Here is a 17,360-nt window from a genome sequence, read left to right on the forward strand (position 1 = left end):
GCCATGCGTTTTTCCGTCTTACCCAACCCTCACCACGGTTAGCGCTAACATATCCATGTCGCAACGCAGCAATAATTGTGATTATGTATCACGTTAGACAACCTGCTGAATATATTTAGGAATCTCTAATGTCTTTGTTCTTGCCTTCCTTTCGGTTGAACTTTCAGGCGTGCGCGCGGCAAGTTGTTCTCGACATTGCCGAGGTGGATGATAAGCCGGTTCTTTCAGTATCCTGACGAGCCGTATTCATGAGCATCCCGCAGAGCCACTCTTTTCCCTTCGATCCGACCTATGGCTACAGCCTTGAAAGGCTGCAGCAGGTGGGGGTGCCGGAAGCGCCTGAGGGTTTCGATGTGTTCTGGCGGCAGAAGTATGATGCAGCACTGGCCGTGCCGGTGCAGGTCGAGCGCAAGCCTTCCAAACTGTCCGATCCGCGTTGGACGGTGGAGGAGGTGCGTTACGTTTCAACGGATGGGGTGCGCATCGGGGCCTGGCTGCTGACGCCGAAGAACAGGCCGATCAGACAGGGAATCGTTGTCGGCCATGGTTATGGTGGTCGCGATGGTCCGGACTTCGATTTCCCCGGGACGGACGCAGTGCTGCTCTTTCCCTGCGCGCGCGGCATGTCGCTGAGTGCGCAGCCACCGTTTCCGTCCATGTCCGTTTGGCACGTGCTGCATCAGATCGAGGAGCCGGAGAAATACCTCATCGGAGGCTGTGTGCAGGATATCTGGGTGTCGGTCTCCGTGCTGTCGGTGCTTCATCCGGATATCGCCGACCGCATCGGCTATAGCGGCATCAGCTTCGGCGGCGGGCTTGGTGCGCTTGCCATTCCCTTCGATCGGCGCGTTCGGCGCGGCTTTCTGGAAGTGCCGACCTTCGGCAACCGTCCGCTCTGGCTGCAATTGCCGACCACGGGCAGCGCGGCCTCGGTTCAGATTTATGCCAAGACTCATCCCGGTGTCGGCGAGAAGCTACGCCTGTTCGATGCCGCGACAGCTGCATCACGCATCACGGTGCCGATGCTCGTGGCGGCAGCTCAGTTTGATCCGGCTGTTGCGCCGCCCTGCCAGTTTGCTGTCGCCAATGCATTGCCCCGAAACCAATTTAATCAAATCTTCATCCTCGACGCCGGCCATTTCGAGTATCCTGGTGAGCAAATGCAGCATGCCGCCCTGTCGGACAGGGTTCGCCAGTTTTTTGGAGTGCCATGAACCGGGAATATCTTCGTTGGTACAGTCCCAGGCTCCACCGCGACATGGAGCTTTTAATCTTCGGTCATTCCGGTGCGAAGGTTCTGATGTTTCCCACCCGCGAAGGGCGGTTCTTTGAGTATGAACAGCTTGGCCTCGTTGCCAGCCTTGCCGACAAGGTCAATGCTGGTCAATTGCAGCTCTTCTGCGTCGAAGGCCTCGCCAACGAAACATTCTACAATCGCCACAGTCATCCTGTGGATCGCCTCCGCCGCCATGTCGCCTTCGAGGATTATATCCTGAATGAAGTGCTGCCGCTGATGGCAAGCCGCAATGGACATGATTGCACCATCGTGCAGGGCTGCAGTCTCGGCGCCTATCAGGCCGCGAGCCTCGTCTTCCGCCATCCGCATCTCTTCCGCAAGCTAGTCGCTTTCTCCGGTCGGTATGACCTGACGCTGCAGGTCGAATCCTTCGGTGACCTGCTGGACGGGCATTACGATGACGACGTCTATTTCCATACGCCCTCGCATTTTCTGCCGGGTCTGAACGGTGGCAGCCAGTTGGACAGCCTTCGGCATGTGGAGGTGGTGCTGGCGATCGGTGCCGAGGATCCCTTCGTCGACAACAACAGGCATCTCGCCCGTCTCCTCAGCGAGAAGGGCGTCGGCTATCAGCTGCATCTTTGGGATGGCCGTGCGCATCGTGGCTCCGCCTGGCGCAAGATGGCTGCGCTTTATATCTGAACTGACCTTCGACGAATTACAGCGACTTCTTCAGGAAGGTGCGCGTCCGGCCTTTCGGAAACTCCGGCAGCTGCCCGAAAATCTCATAGCCTTGTCGCTGATATGTCTTTAGCGCGACCGGATTGAAGGTGTCGATCCAGGCGCCATGGCAGCCGCGCGATTTCGCTTCAGCCTCCGCCATCTCAAGCATCTTGCCCGCAACGCCCTGGCCGCGATGGACCTCCGGCACCACGAGGTATTGCGTGAACAGCCAGCCCCAGCCAGTGTAACCATAAAGCCCGCCAGAAACCTCGCCCTCATCGTCACGGATCAGAATGGCCAGGGGTTGGCGATTGGACGGTCCTATATCCGCTTCGTTGAAGGCCGCGAGCGCCGCGAGGATGGATGCCGTGTCAGCGTCGGATGGCGTGTTCGTCAGTTCCAGCATGTCCATTATCGTCCCTCTCGCCACCACATGGCCGAAACCGCAAGCAGTAGTGCTCCAAGCCCGGCAAAGCCCGCAAACAGCGGCAGCGTGTTGATGCCCTTCAGCACCGTTTCATTGGTCAGACGGATCACCATGCGATCGGGATTGGTGACTCGCACTTCGCCGCGGACCGGCAAGAGATCCGGCGTTCTGACGCCACTGCCGTTTGCAACGCGGGCCACCATGCCATGCGTCTTCTCGGCATAGGGTGCCAGCGTTTGCGTGGTCGAGATCATCGCCTTGAACTCGGCGGCATCGACCGCGCCGATATGCACCAGCGTGGAAAACTTGCCGTTCGAAACCTCGAAGAGGCCCGTCTCCTGCATGCGCTTTTCGATTCGGTAAAGGCCGGGGCCCGCAGAGGTGAAGGGAACCGTCTCCGTCTTCCCCGAGGGATACTTGATGATTGCCGGACCCGGATCGTTTCCAATGGTCTGGCGGGTTGCCTCCAGCGTACGGCCAACGGCACGCGCGGTCAGCGCTTCCTCCTCCAGTTCCGGTTCCTTCATCAGCCAGTGGGCGATGCGGCGATAGAGATCCACATGCGGCCCGCCGCCTTCGAAGCCGCGCGCCCAAAGCCAGCCTTGATCGGATAGCAGCATGGCGACGCGGCCTTCGCCTTCGCGGTTCAGCACCAGCAGCGGCCGTTTCTCATCGCCTTCCATCACGACCTGCCCTTGAGGACGGTCGACATCAATAGTGCGGAACCAGCGGCCCCAGGCCGGCGGCTCACTGGTGGAACCATCGAGCCCTCGTGTCACTGGGTGCTTCTTGCCCGCCTCGGACAGACGCGGGAAGAAGCCGGCATTGTGGACATCGCCGGTGGGTGCCGCAGGAAGCACGGTACCGAGCGGCGTGGTCGCTATCGAATCCTGTCCGGCATGCTCAGGGCCTGCCGCGATCAGCAGCGCGCCACCCTTTTCCACATACTGGGCGATATAATCGTAATAGAGGATCGGCAGGACACCGCGATGCTGATAGCGATCGAAGATGATCAGGTCGAAGCTGTTGATCTTCTCCACGAACAGTTCACGTGTCGGGAAAGCAATCAGCGACAACTCATTGATCGGCGTGCCATCCTGCTTGTCAGGCGGGCGCAGAATGGTGAAGTGCACGAGATCGACGGAAGCGTCTGATTTCAAGAGGTTGCGCCAGGCGCGCTCGCCTGCATGCGGCTCTCCGGACACCAGCAGCACGCGAAGGTTCTGGCGGATGCCGTCGATGACATGCACGGCGCGATTATTGGCGGTCGTTACTTCGCCCGGCAGCTCAGCGACCGCGAGTTCCATGATGTTATTGCCGGCACGCGGCACCGTGAAAGTGAAGGGCAGTTCCGTGCCGGGACGTGCCTGCAGCGTCGCAATCACATCGCCATTCATCCGGATTGTTACTGGCGCGGGGGCGCTGTTCTGCGTCTTGCCGTCATCGACAACGCGCAGCGTCATCTGCTGTTCTTCGCCGACAATACCGAAGCGCGGCGCGCGCACCACTTCGATGCGGCGGTCAAATTCGTCGGCGCGGCCGGTGATCAGCCCATGGATCGGCGCGTTGAAGCCTAAATCCTGGTTGGTTCCGGGCATGTCATGGATCTGCCCGTCGGTCAGGAAAACGGCGCCGCCGATACGGGCAGGGGGGACATCCGAAATCGCGGCATTCAGCGCCGTGAACAGCCGCGTCGATGGCGACTCGGAGGCCGGGTCATTGTCTACCTCGACGATGCGTGGCTCGATGCGCGGGAATTTCGAGAAGCGATCCTTGAGCTGTTCCAGGGCCGCCGTCGTCTGTGCCTGCCGTTCCGGCGTCTGCTGGCTCTGCGAGCGGTCGACAATGATGGGAACGATGGTTGAAAGCGCCTCGCGTTGCTCCTCCGTCAAAGTGGGATTGGCTATGGCGAGCAAGAGCATGGCGAGCGCTACAGCGCGCAGAAGTGAGCCGCGCAGCCCCCGCCAAAGCGAGGCAAGCGCCAGCACCAGAGCGAAGGCGCCAAGCGCGATCATGACTGACCAGGGAACGAAGGGAGCGAATTCGATCGTCATGCCATCGGCTCCTATTGTCCCAGCCGTTCCAGCAGTGCGGGAACATGCACCTGGTCGGACTTGTAGTTGCCGGTCAGCATATACATCATGATGTTCACGCCCGCGCGGTAGGCATATTCACGCTGTGTCTCATCCGGCGGCACGGTCGGCAGGATTGGCGAGCCTGCCGGATCGATCGCCCAGGCGCCGGCGAAATCATTGCCGGTGATCATGATCGGTGTCACCCCGTCGCCGGAGGAGGACATGCGTCCCGTCTGGCGCTGGCTTTCCTGCCGCGATTCTACCCAGAGCGGGCTTCCGGCATAGCGGCCCGGAAAGCTGCTCAACAGGAAGAAGGAGCGCGTCAGCACGTGGTCCTGCGGCACCGGCTCCAGCGGCGGAATATCGATATTGGCAAGCAGTTCCTGCAAGCGCTGGCCGTTGGGGCTCGGCATGCCGGAATCAACAGCGCTGAACTGGTCGCGCGTGTCGAAGAGCACGGTGCCGCCATTGCGCATATAGGCGTCGATGCGGGCAATGGCGGCCGCACTTGGCATGGGGGCCGTGGCTGAAATCGGCCAGTAGATGATTGGATAGAGCGACAGCTCATCCTTGGAGATATCGACGCCGACGGGATCGCCGGGCTCCAGCGCGGTGCGGAAGGTCAGGAACTGGCTGAGGCCTTCCAGCCCCTGCTCGGAAATCTTGTCCACATCTGCTTCGCCGGTAATGACATAGGCAAGATGGGTGACATCAAGGCGTTCCAGCAGTTGTTCGTCCCCCGGCTTGGCATCCGAGGCTTCCGCAGGGCGCGGGCCGACCGCATAGGTTAGGGCCGCGAGGGCCAGCAGCACGGTGACCACTGCCCGCGCGCCCCGTGGCGTACGGGAGAATGCGCCGTGCAGGAAAAGCACGATCAGGCTATCGAGGAGCAGCAACGAGAGTGCGGCAATGAACAGGGCAGGGCGAAGCGATTTCGCTTCGGCTCCAGCCATCGCCTCCTGCTTGACCGCAAAGCCTGCAGCCGAGACATCGATGGGTGTCAGCGTTGCGCCAGAGGGCAGCAGATTGACCGCGGCAAAACCATCCTCGCTGCCATAGAGGCCGGGCGGATGATCGTTGCTGGCAATGGCGGTTTCGCCGTTTCGGATGCTGATCGGCTTGGCGGTGCTGGTATTGGCATCCAGAAGGCCGTCTGCCGTCAGCAGGCGATAGGGAGCCAGCGAAACGCCGCCCTCTCCAGCCTTGTCGGCGCTTTGCGCACCGCCCGCATGCGAGAGCTGCACCAGACGGCGGAGCATGTCCACGAAGGTACCCGAGAGCGGCAGGTTGGACCAGGAGGTATCGGCCGTGACGTGAACGAGCACGATACGGCCGTTCTTGACTTCGCTTGTCGTCACCAGCGGCGTGCCGTCGGATAGGCTTGCCCAGGTACGGTCCGGCAGGTCAGGGGTTGGTTCCGCCAGAACCTGGCGGTTCACGAGCACATCGGTAGCTGGCGGCATGCCGGCAAAGGGACCTGTCTTTGGAAACTCCGAAAGCTTCTGCGGCTCGGACCAGGAGAGCGCGCCGCCGAAGGAACGTTCGCCCCGGCGCAGAACGACAGGCACCAGCGGGTCATCCGCAGGTGCGGCCGCCAGTCGTGGGCCGGCGAAACGGATCAGAACACCACCACGCGCAATCCAGTCCTGCAAGGGCCTGGAGCTTTCGGGCGGCAGGCGGCCGATATCGGCCATGATGATGGCGGAAGGATTGGCGGCGAGGATGTCGGGAATGGTCTTGGATAGGTCCGCACCGCGCGGCTCGATCAGATCCGCATAGGGCTGCAGCGCGCGCTGGATGTAATAGAGCGGCAAAAGCAGCGGCTGCATGTCATTGCCCGTGTCACCCGCGAGAAGCGCCACGCGCCGGCGCTTGAACCCGTCATCCAGCAGATGCACGGCCCCGGCATTGCCTTGGCCCTCAATGGTGAGGCGGGCAAAATCATTGCGGATTTCGAAGGGCGCCTTGATCTCGGCCGTGGCGGTGCCAGCACCTGCTGCGAAGCTCAGCGGCGCGGTTGCCAGAACGCGACCCTGTTGGTCGACCGCATTCACCTGCAGATTGGAAGCGCCTGATGTGGAAAGCCTTGCGCCCGTGACAGTCATGCCATCGGCACCATTGCTGGCAGCCGTCAGGGCCACGGCACCCGCACCATTGCCGGTGATGATGCGCGTATCGGCGGGCGAAAGCGCGGAAAGCGCCTTGAACATGTTCGCGTCGGAACCTGTTGCAATTCCATCCGAAAGTAAGGCCAGCGTGCCCGGTCTGTTGCCCTGAAACGCCTGCTGCATGGCCTCGCCTGCACGTGCCCTGTCCGGCACCAGCGGGCGGGGACGGGCAGCGGCCAGCTTCTCCCGCGCAACGGCGGCGCTGGTCGGCACGGCGTCATGCGTGGCTTCGGATGTGAAAACGATGGAAACGGGCACGTCGGCCCGCTCGGCATCCTCAATCAACAGACGTGCCGTCTCCGTTCGCCTGTCCCAATCGGCGGGCGTTGCCCAGCTGTTGTCGACGATGAGCGCCAGTGGCCCGGCCTTGGAGAGCGTGCTGGTGCGCGGATTGATGACGGGATCAGCGATGGCCAGAATAATTGCGGTGGCCATCAGCATGCGCAGAAGCGTCAGCCACCAGGGGCTTTTGGCCGGTGTCTCCTGCCGCTTCAGCACTGTTGCCAGAATGGCAAGCGGCGGAAACACCTCTTCCTTCGGGCGCGGCGGGGTCAGCCGCAGCAGCCACCAGATGGCGGGAAGAACGATCAGCGCGCTCAGAATTGCGGGATAGGCAAAGGCGAATGCGCTCATGAGCGACCTCCGCCCGCGATCTGCGGCGGATTGCCGGAGAGATAGCCATGCAGGGCCACCAGCGCCTCGGAGGCTAGATGATCGGTGCGGTGGAAGGCGAAAGTCCAGCCCATCTGCCGCAGCGACTGCCCAAGGCTTGTGCGTCTGGCCAGATAGGCCTGCTGGTAATCCTCGCGAATGGTTTCGGCTCTGCCGGAAACAAGCTTTTCGCCCGTCTCGGGATCTGTAAATTCGGTGCGGCCGCTATAGGGGAAGCTTTCTTCCGCCGGGTCCGCGATCTCGACCACATGGCCGCGAAGCCCGCGCCGGGCGAGCGGCGAGATGCGCTCCATGATCCGGTCGGCATCGTCAAGAAAATCGCCAATCAGCACGATGTCGCTTGCTCCGCGGATCATGCCCGTATCCGGCAGGCCTTCGGTCGGCGGTGCATGCATGATGGCCACAGCCAGCCGTTCGGCAGCGTTGCGGGCGGAGATCGGTTCCATCACGCCGGGGCAGCCGATCCGTTCGCCGGAGCGCGCCAGGACTTCCGCCAGCGCCAGCATGATGACCAGCGCCCGGCTTTCCTTGGAAACCGAGCACAGCGTCGATTTGTACATCATGGAGGGGGACATGTCGGCCCACAGCCAGACCGTATGGGCGGCTTCCCACTCCCGGTCGCGCACATACATATGGTCGTCGCGGGCGGATCGGCGCCAGTCGATCCGCGACAGGCTTTCGCCGTCCGTATAGGGGCGGAACTGCCAGAAGTTTTCGCCGATGCCGCGCTTGCGCCGTCCATGCCAGCCGGCAATGACCGTGTTGGCAATGCGGCGCGCCTCGACCATGCAATCCGGCACCAGGGCTGCACGCTGCCTGGCTCTCGCCAGCACTTCATTGCCGGGGGTCTGCTGGACGATCTGGCCTATCGACGCCACGCCTGTTCCTTTATTCTCTTCTGATATCGCAATGCGGGTGCGCGGTCAGCCGCGCGCCTGCTTCACCAATCCTGCAATCACGTCACGAACCGACATGCCTTCAGCACGCGCCGCAAAGGTCAGCGCCATGCGGTGCTCCAGCACGGGTTCGGCCAGCGCGTGAACATCATCGAGCGAGGGCGCAAGCCGGCCCTCGTAAAGCGCACGGGCACGGGCGCACAGCATCAGCGCCTGACCGGCACGCGGGCCCGGACCCCAGGCCACATGCCTGTCGGTCATCGTATTGCCATGGCCGGGACGGGCGGAGCGCACCAGCGAAAGGATCGCGTCCACCACCTTGTCGCTGACCGGCATCTGGCGGATCAGGGTCTGGATTTCCTGCAGGCGGCTTGCATCGATCACCCCATGCGCCTTGGCTTCGGAAAGGCCGGTGGTCTCAAGCAGGATCTGCCGCTCGGCGGCGAGATCGGGATAGAGAACATCCACCTGCAACAGGAAGCGGTCGAGCTGCGCTTCCGGCAGGGGATAGGTGCCTTCCTGCTCCAGCGGGTTCTGGGTTGCCAGAACGTGGAAGGGGGCGGGCAGGTCATAGCGCTGGCCGGCGACCGTGATGTGGTATTCCTGCATGGATTGCAGCAGGGCCGACTGGGTGCGGGGGCTGGCTCGGTTGATTTCGTCCGCCATCAGAAGCTGGGCGAAGACGGGTCCCTTGACGAAGCGGAAGGAGCGGCGCCCGCTCTCGTCCTGGTCCATTACTTCGCTGCCGAGAATATCCGATGGCATCAGGTCCGGCGTGAACTGGATGCGGTTGGCGTTGAGGCCGAGCACGGTGCCGAGCGTGTTGACCAGCTTGGTCTTGGCAAGACCCGGCACGCCGACGAGGAGCGCATGACCGCCGGAGAGAACCGCGATCAGCGTGTTCTCCACCACCTGTTCCTGACCGAAGATGACCTTTGCAACTTCCTTGCGGATCGTGGCGATATCGTGCAGCGCGGCCTCGGCAGCGGCAACCATCGCCTTCTCGTCCAGAGGAGTTTCGGGAGAAGTCATGACGCCCATAGCGGTCTCCATCAGGCTCTGGAGCCGGTCATCTGCCGGCTTTGCGAATCATTCCAGTCACTCAAGCGGCCTATCGCATCCAACTTATTCCCGCGAGGGCGGCTGACAAGAACGATGTGAATGACTATCTCGTGAGAGACAGCCGCTTAACCCAGAACGGTGACGGAAAATATGGCAGGCGAGATAATAAATTCGGCCGCAGATGCCGCAGGCCTTGCCGCGATGATTGCGCGCGCAGCGGAGCAAACGGGCGGTACAACGCGCGGTTTGCCTCCGGTTGAGCGCTGGAATCCGCCTTTTTGCGGCGATTTGGACATGGAGATCCGCGCCGACGGCACTTGGTTCTATCTCGGCACGCCGATCGGGCGGGCGCCGCTGGTGCGGCTTTTTTCCACAGTTTTGCGCAAGGACGAAGACGGCAAGACCTACCTTGTCACGCCTGTGGAAAAGGTTGGCATCAAGGTGGAGGATGCGCCTTTCCTCGCCGTTGAGATGACAATCACAGAGAAAGAGGGTGAGCGTGTGCTCACCTTCCGCACCAATGTGGGTGATGTGGTGGAGGCGGGCGCCGATCATCCGCTGCGCTTCGACATCGCGGGCGAGAACCGCGAACTGAAGCCCTATCTTCATGTTCGCGGCCGCCTGGAGGCGCTTGTCAGCCGCGCCGTGATGTATGATCTGGTCGAACTTGGCGAAGTGATCGACATGGATGGCGTGGAGATGTTCGCGATCTCCTCCGGTGGCCGCCGTTTCCCGATCATGCCCGCTGCCGAACTGGAACAGCTTTCGAAATGACACGCAGTGCATCCTATTATTCGGCGGAGGAGTTTCGCCGCCGTGCCCTTCATCAGACAGGCCATCCGCTGGATGTAGCCTCCGGCCATCATGGCGACCATCTGCTCAATCCCGGCATTGTTGCGCATGTGGCTGGGCAGACGCTGAAAGATGCTGCCGTGCTGGTGCCCGTGGTGGATGATGCCGACGGTGCAAAGGTGATCCTGACGCAGCGCACGGCGACCTTGCGCAAGCATTCCGGCCAGATCGCCTTTCCGGGCGGAGCCGTCGACCCGGAAGATCAATCGGTGGAGCAGGCGGCTTTACGCGAGGCAGAAGAGGAGATCGGCCTCGACCGGACCTTTGTGGAGCCGGTGGCGCGCCTGCCGGATTATTTCGCAGCGACTGGCTTTCGCATCACGCCGGTGCTTGCGGTCGTCCAGCGCGGCTTTACGCTAACCCCGAATCCGGCCGAAGTGGCTGACGTGTTCGAGGTGCCCCTGTCCTTCCTGATGGACCCGGAGAACCATTTGCGTGGCAGCCGGGAATGGGAAGGCAAGCTGCGCCATTTCTACCAGATGCCGTATCGGGAGCGGAACATCTGGGGTATCACCGCCGGAATTCTGCGCACGCTGTATGAAAGGCTATATGCATGACGAGCCTTGCCGACCAAACCTGGCTCAAGGATGAGGGCGTCCAGCGCGTCTTCTCACTGCTCAATGCGGATGGCGGGGAGGGCCGCGTCGTGGGCGGTGCCGTGCGCAACGCCTTGATGGGCCTTGCCATTTCGGATGTGGATTTCGCCACCACGGTTTTGCCTGACGATGTGATGACACGGGCACAAGCTGAGGGCATCAAGGCCGTGCCGACCGGGATCGACCATGGCACCGTGACGCTTGTCATCAACGGGCGCGGGCTCGAGGTAACGACGCTGCGCCGCGACGTGGCGACCGATGGCCGTCATGCCAAGGTGGAATTCGGTACCGACTGGCAGACGGATGCGGATCGGCGCGATTTCACCATGAACGCGCTCTATGCGACTGCGGATGGCCGCGTTATCGATCTGGTGAATGGGCTCGCGGATATCGAGACGAAGACCATCCGCTTCATCGGTGATGCGGCGACGCGCATCGCCGAGGATTACCTGCGCGTGCTGCGCTTCTTCCGCTTCTTTGCCTATTACGGTTCCGGGCGGCCTGATGCGGATGGTCTGCGGGCCGTCGCGCGGGCGCGCGATCATCTGGATGGCCTGTCGGCGGAACGTGTCTGGGCAGAGTTGAAGAAGCTGTTTTCCGCCACGGACCCCGCACGGGCACTGCTTTGGATGCGGCAATCCGGCGTGCTGACCGCTGTGCTGCCCGAGACGGAGAAGTGGGGCATCGATGCCATTCATGGGCTTGTCGCCGCCGAGCACTCGCTGGGCTGGGCGCCGAACCCACTGCTGCGGCTGGCCGCCATCGTTCCGCCGGATGAGGTGCGCCTTGCGGACCTCGCCAAGCGGCTCAGGCTCTCCAACGCCGATGCCGCGGTTCTGAAGGCCTGGGCGCAAGCGCCTGCGGCCAATGCGGATCTGGCGGAAACCGCGCTCGACCGGCAGCTCTATAAATCGGGCGCGACCGGGCCGGTCATGCGCCTGATGCTGGCATTGGCAAGCGCACGCGTTGCCGCCGAAGCGAGTGATGACGAGATGCGGAAAGCTGCGAAATTGTCGATGCTTCTCAAGCGGGCCGAGAAATTCAAGAAACCGAGCTTCCCTTTATCTGGGGCAGACCTGATTGCCGAAGGCGTGCAGGCGGGCCCAGAGATGGGCAGGCTTCTCTCGGAGCTTGAGGCTCTCTGGGTAGAACGCAATTTCACGCTGGATCGCAATGCCCTGCTGGAAAAGCTGAAAGACCTTCGTTCGTAGCATCAAGACGAAGTTGTGGGGATTGCTGCTGCGGTGGGAAGTTCCAAGCCCCCTCTCCCCGCATGCGGGGAGAGGGTTGGGGTGAGGGGCAATAAACATCGGGATTTTCAGAAGTTCGCCCCTCATCCGGCTGCCGCCACCTTCTCCCCGTTCTGACGGGAGAAGGAAAGCTGCCGGGCCGTCTTGCCTCAATCTCTGCAATCAACAATGGCACGTGGCTTGCCATGCGTGATATCACGCTTGCGTGGTCACGACCGGTTCATTCCGGATGCGGGCCTTTATGGCCTCCACCATGCTTTCGCGGATGATATCTTCCTGATGGGCGGTCCGGATGTGTTCAACGGCGCGACGCGTCACCTCGGCGTCTTCTTCCGCCCTGGTGTGCCAATCGCAACCGGGAACCAGGGTTCCGCATTCAAACAGTCTCATGATGCTTTCCTCCGTCAATTGGACTGAACGCGTCTCCTCCAAAACGCGTCCATCCGTCCAACGGCGAAAGCTCATGGCCGTTCCATCACGACCGCTTGCAGCTACTCTGAAAGCGCCCAGGCGTGAAAAACGGAAGGATGCGCCTGGCCTGGTTGAGACAGGTTGGCGTCATTGGCGCCCCGCTTCATTTCGCCTGAAAGTTGTTTCCTGATCTGCTCTACGTAGAACGAATGCGGCAGGTCAGTGTCACTGCGGGCTCTGAGTTCCGCAGCCATGCGGTCGATCATTTCGGGAGTATTGAGCGCCCGTTCGGTTTCGGGTCTCGGGGGTACTGCTACGCTTTTCGATGTGACCATTGCGATCTCCTCCGGTGCAGTCTGCTAAAAGCTAGCACCGGCAGGATGATTCGGATATCTCATTTGTCAATTCAAATCGTGATCACGGCCAGCGAACCACAGGTGGTAGCGATGACAAAATTGACTCCACATTACCGCCGGTCTTCAAGCCGAAGATCGTGCCACGGTCATAGAGCAAATTGAACTCCACATAGCGTCCGCGGCGAATCAGTTGCTCGTCACGATCCTCTTCGGTCCATGTCTCGTTAAAGTTGTTGCGCACAATCTTGGGGTAGACCATGTGGAAGGCGCGGCCCACATCCTGCACGAAGGCGAAGTTCGCGTCCCAGCCACCTTTTTCCGTTTCCGGGTACAGCCAGTCGAAGAAGATGCCGCCGATGCCGCGCGGTTCGTTGCGGTGTTTCAGGAAGAAATATTCGTCACACCAGGCCTTGTACCGCTCGTAATCGGCAACCGTCTCGTGACGGCGGCAAGCGATTTCCATGGCGCGATGGAACACCTGGGTGTCCGGGTCCGTCTGGGTGCGACGACGTCCGAGAACCGGGGTCAGGTCAGCCCCACCACCGAACCATGTACCCGTGGTGACCACCATGCGGGTGTTCATGTGAACGGCAGGAACGTTCGGGTTCACCGGATGGGCAATCAGCGAAATACCCGATGCCCAGAAACGCGGGTCGTCAGAAGCGCCCGGCATCTGCTTGCGGAACTCTTCCGAGAATTCGCCGTGAACGGTGGAGGTATGGACGCCAACCTTTTCAAACACGCGACCGGCCATCATCGACATGCGCCCGCCACCGCCGGCACCGCCATCGCGCAACCAGTCCTTCCGCTCGAATCGGCCGGGTTCCTGATCGGACAACGGCCCAGCCAGTTCGTCCTCCAAAGCCTCGAATCTCGCGCAGATGGTATCGCGCAGGCTTTCGAACCAGCCGCGCGCGGTTTCCTTGCGCTCTTCGATATCGTCCGGCAACTCGGCTGGAATGTTCGGCCTTTCCATGTCGATCCTCTCCTGCACCCAAATCGCGTGCCACGTCGCCAATCTCCTGCATGGCTTACCCGAGGCTCTCTAGCTTTCGCAACTGCTCTTTGGCTGCAGTCGATTCGACTCTGCCCTCAGTTCCGCTATTATCCGGTTTACCTGTAATGGGGAGATCGCATGATGAAAATGACATCTCCGCCGCTCGACGGCCTGAAGCGCAGGATGGACCGCCATCGCCGCGAAAATCCGAGCGCTTCCGAAGGGCGTTTTATTCGCGAGACTTACCGACTGTCTCGCGAAGATGCGCGACAAAAAGCGCGCGAATGGTTCAATGAATATCCCAAGGCTGCCTATTGGACCGAAGTGGAGAGCTGGCGGCAGCTCGAAGGCGACGAGATCGAGTTCACCATGCGGCGACTGCCGACCGCGGATTGATATAAGCAGTTCGGCATCGGGCGATGATTAAAATTGTCCCGGTCGGTTCAAGGCAAATTCAAGGGCTTTTCGATCTAATAGATCTGCCGGACTGAACCATTACGGTTCTCGAACGTCCGTTGTCGAATGTTCGGCAGAGGAATTCATGAAGATTTCAGACCACGCCTATTTCTTGAATGCACCGACCGCCACGGGCATTTCCGCGGCATCTCCGGCGCGCCGCAACCCCGTCGCTGTCCAGGATGTGAATGCCAGTCAGGCCGATGCCTATTGGTCGATTTCCACCACGGTCAAGCCCTCCAGCCTATCGCTCTCCAATACGGAAGATGCGCAAGCCACGTCAGCAGCAGTCGCAGATTCCGCCTTGCTTGGATTGAAAAGCGCAACGAGCATCGTGGGGGAAATCCAGTCGACGTTGCAGGCCGCCAAAGCCATCGGGTCTGACCGCCAAGCGCTAGGTGCCCGTATCGAAGGCTTGAAAAACAAGTTGGCTTCGGTCGTGGATGGCAGTGGCTTTGCCGGTCAAAACTGGTTGAAAACGGGGCCGTATGAAAGCCCGAAGATGAAATCGGTTGTCGGGTCGGTGACGGCGGCAGCAGATGGCGGCGTCTCCATCAATGTCCTGAATGTTGATCAGGGTGCTTTCAATCACATTGCCGAAGGCCATGCGGATGATGGAATCCTAACCCGCCGCTATAGCGGCATCACGCCATCCGGTAGCCCCTATTCCTACAGTGTTCTCGGCTCTCATGCCGGCAATAGATCGGGCGAGATTTCGCTTTCAGCCGCAACATCGGGCGATCAAGTCGACGGGATGATCGCCTCGCTGCGCGCTGTCATGGCGGACATGATCAGCGCCAGTGCCGATATTCGCGGCACGAGCCAGCGTATTTCGTCCAGCGCAGATTTTGTGGTTTCCCTGCACAAGGATCTTCCTCAAACCAGTGCACCGCAATCCCTGAATACGTCACTGGATGAACGGGCCGCTCGCCTTCTCGCACAGGCGGTGCAGACTGGTCTCCAGTCTTCTGGCCTCAACATCACCAATGCGTCAATGGCCCGCAATCTCGATATCTACGCGTGAGACAAAGGGCGGGCCGTGCTGCGGCCCGTCAGTTCTCCCCGGAATGGGAAATGTATGTCCCTTGTCTTTCCTGATCCGGGGTGTGATGTCCGGGTGCCGGTTGTGCTTGACGGCCGGCACCCGGTCCTCGCGCCACATAATCAGGTTTTTCTTCCTCGGCCACCGCCACCACCAACCCGGGGTCTGGCAACACTCTTTTTGACGCTCGGAATCGGTGCCGGCGAGGGGACGATGACCTCTTCCGAAACCGTAACGTCTGCAACAGCCGCTGGCATCTCGGCCGGCGGTAGGGGGGCGGCTTCCGGTGCGACCTCTTGAACGACCGCCGCAGGCTCTGCAACTTCTTCCGCATGAACCGTCTCTACTGCGGCCACAGGCTCATCCGGTAGGGTCACGACGACAGGCTCAGGTATTTCCGGCAGTGGCGGCTCCGCAACCACTAACGGTGCGGTTTCTATCGCTTGTGCTGGCAGGGGCTCCGGAATCGCCACTGCCGCCGGTGCCGGAACAGGCGCCGGCATCGTTAGGATGGTGGCACTGATACGTGGCGTCAGAACCTTTTGCAAAATTTCCGTGACCGGAAGATGGTTCGGTAGTTCTGTATTTGTATGGTGCCACGCCTTCGGAACGATTTCGTCCGCGGGTATGGTGGGTCTGGAATTGATTTCGCCGAACCAGTCCCACTCGCCCATCACATCGACCACATCCTTGAAGACCGGTGGCATGGCGATGCGGGCGCTGAGTGTTACGATTTTCGCCTTTTCCGCCAGCTTTTCCACCACAGGCCGCTGTGTCTCGGCCAGTTCGTAGAGCGCTTCCGAGATGACAAGGTTACCCTTCGAATGCCCCACCAGCAGGGTAAAGGAGAAACGGCGATCCGACAGGATAGCCTTGACGGTCTGGGTGTCGAGGCTGCTTTCGCAAAGACGCTCGGTGCTGAGGTGGGTTGCTATACCGAATTGTGGACGGCCAAAGAATTCATCCAGACGCTCAAAGGCATGACGGAAACTGTTGAGATAGCCGAATAGGAAATAGCCGCCCATCGCCTCGGTCATGACATCGGCAAGGCCATAGCCGGATATGACCACCGCCACGGGACGCCCCACCGCATCGGCAATATTGCGTCCAAAGGCCGCCGAACCCAATGCGGAACTGCCGACACCGGCAACCGCCAGAACGTCAATTTTCGCGCCGCCGCCGATGATGAAGTCATCCACCGTGTCGTAAAGGCGAAGCGGAGGGCCGCCGGTCGGCGGTACCACCAGAATGGCGCCCTCGGCGGCCAGACAGCCGCTGATATAAAAGGCTTCTTCCGCAGTAACGGCTTTCACGTCATAGAAGACGGAATCCAGTGTTGCGTTGCGCCGCCGCAGTGTTTCCAACGCCATATTGCGAAACGGCGAGTGGGTGACCCTTTCTGGCAAGGATAAGGTGCGGGCAAATTGTGTAACATTATGCGTGAATGCGGTGGGAAACATGACGGATTCTCCAAGGAAGGCGAATGGTCGTGGCATGCATTCGTTTCAGCAATGTCTCACAAAGAAAGTCGTTCGCCAATACCACTATCGGCTGTGGTCCTGATCTTTTCTCTCTTCACCGCCAGGCGATTTGCCGCAGCGCTTCGCCTGTCATCATTGCGACCGACATGGCAACGTTCAGCGATCTCTGTCCCTCGACCATCGGGATCAGCAGGCGGCCATCCGCGGCGTCATGAACGTGATCGGGCACGCCGGCGCTTTCCCGTCCGAACAGAAGCACGTCATCGGCATGGAAGACAAAATCGGTATAGCGTTCGGCAGCCTTGGTGGAAGCAAGCACGAGACGTCGATTTTCGCTTGTGCGCCAGGCGTTAAACCGCTGCCAGTTGACGTGGCGCGTGAGTGTGACGTTTGCCAGATAATCCATGCCAGCACGCCTGAGGTTGCGGTCTGAAATGTCGAAACCGGCCGGCTCGATGATATGCACGGCAAGCCCAAGGCAGGCGGCAAGGCGAAGGATCGTTCCGGTATTGCCGGGAATGTCCGGTTGGTAGAGGGCAATGTGCAGCACGTTTGTGGTCTCGCATCGTGACGCATGGTCAAGCCGCTATGTCATCCACAGGGGGCTTCACGCAACTGTCATTGCTGTTTCCAGATCGCGACGAGAGGTGGATTTCGGC

General features: G+C 60.9%; 17 protein-coding genes. 7 read left to right on the forward strand and 10 right to left on the reverse strand.

The annotated features are described in order from the left end of the window. The first annotated feature begins 248 nt into the window (after positions 1–248). Entirely contained in the window at positions 249–1,214 is a 966-nt protein-coding gene (locus Q2T52_RS09310) for an acetylxylan esterase (RefSeq protein WP_302076435.1), read from the forward strand. Next, entirely contained in the window at positions 1,211–1,939 is a 729-nt protein-coding gene (locus tag Q2T52_RS09315) for an esterase family protein (RefSeq protein ID WP_302076436.1), read from the forward strand. The genes Q2T52_RS09310 and Q2T52_RS09315 overlap by 4 nt, the downstream gene beginning before the upstream one ends. 16 nt (positions 1,940–1,955) lie before the next feature. Here the strand turns inward: Q2T52_RS09315 and Q2T52_RS09320 are convergent, their stop codons facing one another. The 5 genes from Q2T52_RS09320 to Q2T52_RS09340 are packed head-to-tail and all read right to left on the reverse strand — an operon-like array spanning position 1,956 to position 9,239. Further along, the gene (locus tag Q2T52_RS09320; RefSeq protein WP_302076437.1) at positions 1,956–2,372 is read right to left on the reverse strand and encodes a GNAT family N-acetyltransferase; all 417 of its coding nucleotides are present in this window, start codon (positions 2,370–2,372) and stop codon (positions 1,956–1,958) included. After that, positions 2,372–4,441: a hypothetical protein gene (locus Q2T52_RS09325; protein WP_302076438.1), complete on the reverse strand. Its 2,070-nt coding sequence runs from the start codon at positions 4,439–4,441 to the stop codon at positions 2,372–2,374. Before Q2T52_RS09325 ends, Q2T52_RS09320 begins: the two co-directional genes overlap by 1 nt. Before the next feature lie 11 nt (positions 4,442–4,452). Beyond that, positions 4,453–7,263 (reverse strand): DUF4159 domain-containing protein, encoded by a 2,811-nt coding sequence (locus tag Q2T52_RS09330; RefSeq protein WP_302076439.1) that lies wholly within the window; start codon positions 7,261–7,263, stop codon positions 4,453–4,455. Next, positions 7,260–8,180 carry a DUF58 domain-containing protein gene (locus Q2T52_RS09335; RefSeq protein ID WP_302076440.1) on the reverse strand — a complete coding sequence of 307 codons (921 nt, stop codon included), beginning with the start codon at positions 8,178–8,180 and terminating at the stop codon, positions 7,260–7,262. The genes Q2T52_RS09330 and Q2T52_RS09335 overlap by 4 nt, the downstream gene beginning before the upstream one ends. A gap of 45 nt (positions 8,181–8,225) precedes the next feature. Next, positions 8,226–9,239, reverse strand: coding sequence for an AAA family ATPase (locus tag Q2T52_RS09340; RefSeq protein WP_302076441.1), 1,014 nt, complete (start codon positions 9,237–9,239; stop codon positions 8,226–8,228). Positions 9,240–9,410: 171 nt separating this feature from the next. On the opposite strand from Q2T52_RS09340, the gene Q2T52_RS09345 reads away from it, so the two are divergent. Genes Q2T52_RS09345 through Q2T52_RS09355 form a run of 3 tightly spaced genes read left to right on the forward strand, consistent with a single transcriptional unit; the run spans position 9,411 to position 11,919 of the window. Further along, positions 9,411–10,034, forward strand: coding sequence for a DUF1285 domain-containing protein (locus tag Q2T52_RS09345; protein ID WP_302076443.1), 624 nt, complete (start codon positions 9,411–9,413; stop codon positions 10,032–10,034). Further along, positions 10,031–10,669 (forward strand): CoA pyrophosphatase, encoded by a 639-nt coding sequence (locus Q2T52_RS09350; protein ID WP_302076444.1) that lies wholly within the window; start codon positions 10,031–10,033, stop codon positions 10,667–10,669. Before Q2T52_RS09345 ends, Q2T52_RS09350 begins: the two co-directional genes overlap by 4 nt. Beyond that, positions 10,666–11,919, forward strand: a complete 1,254-nt coding sequence (locus Q2T52_RS09355; protein ID WP_302076445.1) for a CCA tRNA nucleotidyltransferase — start codon at positions 10,666–10,668, stop codon at positions 11,917–11,919. The genes Q2T52_RS09350 and Q2T52_RS09355 overlap by 4 nt, the downstream gene beginning before the upstream one ends. A gap of 234 nt (positions 11,920–12,153) precedes the next feature. On the opposite strand, the gene Q2T52_RS09360 is transcribed toward Q2T52_RS09355, so the two are convergent. The 3 genes from Q2T52_RS09360 to hemF all read right to left on the reverse strand — a co-directional run bounded on the left by Q2T52_RS09360 (position 12,154) and on the right by hemF (position 13,701). Then, positions 12,154–12,348 (reverse strand): DUF1059 domain-containing protein, encoded by a 195-nt coding sequence (locus Q2T52_RS09360; protein WP_302076446.1) that lies wholly within the window; start codon positions 12,346–12,348, stop codon positions 12,154–12,156. Between the two features lie 101 nt (positions 12,349–12,449). Continuing rightward, positions 12,450–12,704, reverse strand: a complete 255-nt coding sequence (locus Q2T52_RS09365) for a hypothetical protein (protein ID WP_302076448.1) — start codon at positions 12,702–12,704, stop codon at positions 12,450–12,452. 82 nt (positions 12,705–12,786) lie between these two features. Next, positions 12,787–13,701 (reverse strand): oxygen-dependent coproporphyrinogen oxidase, encoded by a 915-nt coding sequence (gene hemF / locus Q2T52_RS09370; RefSeq protein ID WP_302076450.1) that lies wholly within the window; start codon positions 13,699–13,701, stop codon positions 12,787–12,789. Positions 13,702–13,860: 159 nt separating this feature from the next. Here hemF and Q2T52_RS09375 point away from each other — a divergent pair, with 159 nt between their 5' ends. Beyond that, positions 13,861–14,118: a hypothetical protein gene (locus Q2T52_RS09375; RefSeq protein WP_302076451.1), complete on the forward strand. Its 258-nt coding sequence runs from the start codon at positions 13,861–13,863 to the stop codon at positions 14,116–14,118. A 145-nt stretch (positions 14,119–14,263) separates the two neighbouring features. Continuing rightward, complete coding sequence (locus tag Q2T52_RS09380; RefSeq protein WP_302076452.1) at positions 14,264–15,202, forward strand: flagellin family protein; 939 nt, start codon at positions 14,264–14,266, stop codon at positions 15,200–15,202. Positions 15,203–15,342: 140 nt separating this feature from the next. Here Q2T52_RS09380 and Q2T52_RS09385 read toward each other — a convergent pair whose 3' ends face one another. Together Q2T52_RS09385 and Q2T52_RS09390 are read right to left on the reverse strand one after the other, a co-directional pair. Beyond that, on the reverse strand, positions 15,343–16,680 hold the full coding sequence (locus Q2T52_RS09385) for a hypothetical protein (protein ID WP_302076453.1): 1,338 nt from the start codon (positions 16,678–16,680) through the stop codon (positions 15,343–15,345). Positions 16,681–16,795: 115 nt separating this feature from the next. Next, the gene (locus Q2T52_RS09390; protein WP_302076454.1) at positions 16,796–17,251 is read right to left on the reverse strand and encodes a tRNA (cytidine(34)-2'-O)-methyltransferase; all 456 of its coding nucleotides are present in this window, start codon (positions 17,249–17,251) and stop codon (positions 16,796–16,798) included. Between the last annotated feature and the right edge of the window lie 109 nt (positions 17,252–17,360).

This window comes from Rhizobium oryzicola, assembly GCF_030504645.1.
Classification (GTDB): Bacteria; Pseudomonadota; Alphaproteobacteria; order Rhizobiales; family Rhizobiaceae; genus Neorhizobium; species Neorhizobium oryzicola.

Bases quoted from the DNA above. Each gene is read 5' to 3' on its own strand.
- Q2T52_RS09365 (WP_302076448.1), bottom strand. From the start codon at position 12,704: ATGGTCACATCGAAAAGCGTAGCAGTACCCCCGAGACCCGAAACCGAA.
- Q2T52_RS09330 (WP_302076439.1), bottom strand. From the start codon at position 7,263: ATGAGCGCATTCGCCTTTGCCTATCCCGCAATTCTGAGCGCGCTGATC.
- Q2T52_RS09375 (WP_302076451.1), top strand. From the start codon at position 13,861: ATGATGAAAATGACATCTCCGCCGCTCGACGGCCTGAAGCGCAGGATG.
- Q2T52_RS09315 (WP_302076436.1), top strand. From the start codon at position 1,211: ATGAACCGGGAATATCTTCGTTGGTACAGTCCCAGGCTCCACCGCGAC.
- Q2T52_RS09360 (WP_302076446.1), bottom strand. From the start codon at position 12,348: ATGAGACTGTTTGAATGCGGAACCCTGGTTCCCGGTTGCGATTGGCAC.
- hemF (WP_302076450.1), bottom strand. From the start codon at position 13,701: ATGGAAAGGCCGAACATTCCAGCCGAGTTGCCGGACGATATCGAAGAG.
- Q2T52_RS09310 (WP_302076435.1), top strand. From the start codon at position 249: ATGAGCATCCCGCAGAGCCACTCTTTTCCCTTCGATCCGACCTATGGC.
- Q2T52_RS09325 (WP_302076438.1), bottom strand. From the start codon at position 4,441: ATGACGATCGAATTCGCTCCCTTCGTTCCCTGGTCAGTCATGATCGCG.
- Q2T52_RS09380 (WP_302076452.1), top strand. From the start codon at position 14,264: ATGAAGATTTCAGACCACGCCTATTTCTTGAATGCACCGACCGCCACG.
- Q2T52_RS09355 (WP_302076445.1), top strand. From the start codon at position 10,666: ATGACGAGCCTTGCCGACCAAACCTGGCTCAAGGATGAGGGCGTCCAG.
- Q2T52_RS09350 (WP_302076444.1), top strand. From the start codon at position 10,031: ATGACACGCAGTGCATCCTATTATTCGGCGGAGGAGTTTCGCCGCCGT.
- Q2T52_RS09385 (WP_302076453.1), bottom strand. From the start codon at position 16,680: ATGTTTCCCACCGCATTCACGCATAATGTTACACAATTTGCCCGCACC.
- Q2T52_RS09345 (WP_302076443.1), top strand. From the start codon at position 9,411: ATGGCAGGCGAGATAATAAATTCGGCCGCAGATGCCGCAGGCCTTGCC.
- Q2T52_RS09340 (WP_302076441.1), bottom strand. From the start codon at position 9,239: ATGGGCGTCATGACTTCTCCCGAAACTCCTCTGGACGAGAAGGCGATG.
- Q2T52_RS09320 (WP_302076437.1), bottom strand. From the start codon at position 2,372: ATGGACATGCTGGAACTGACGAACACGCCATCCGACGCTGACACGGCA.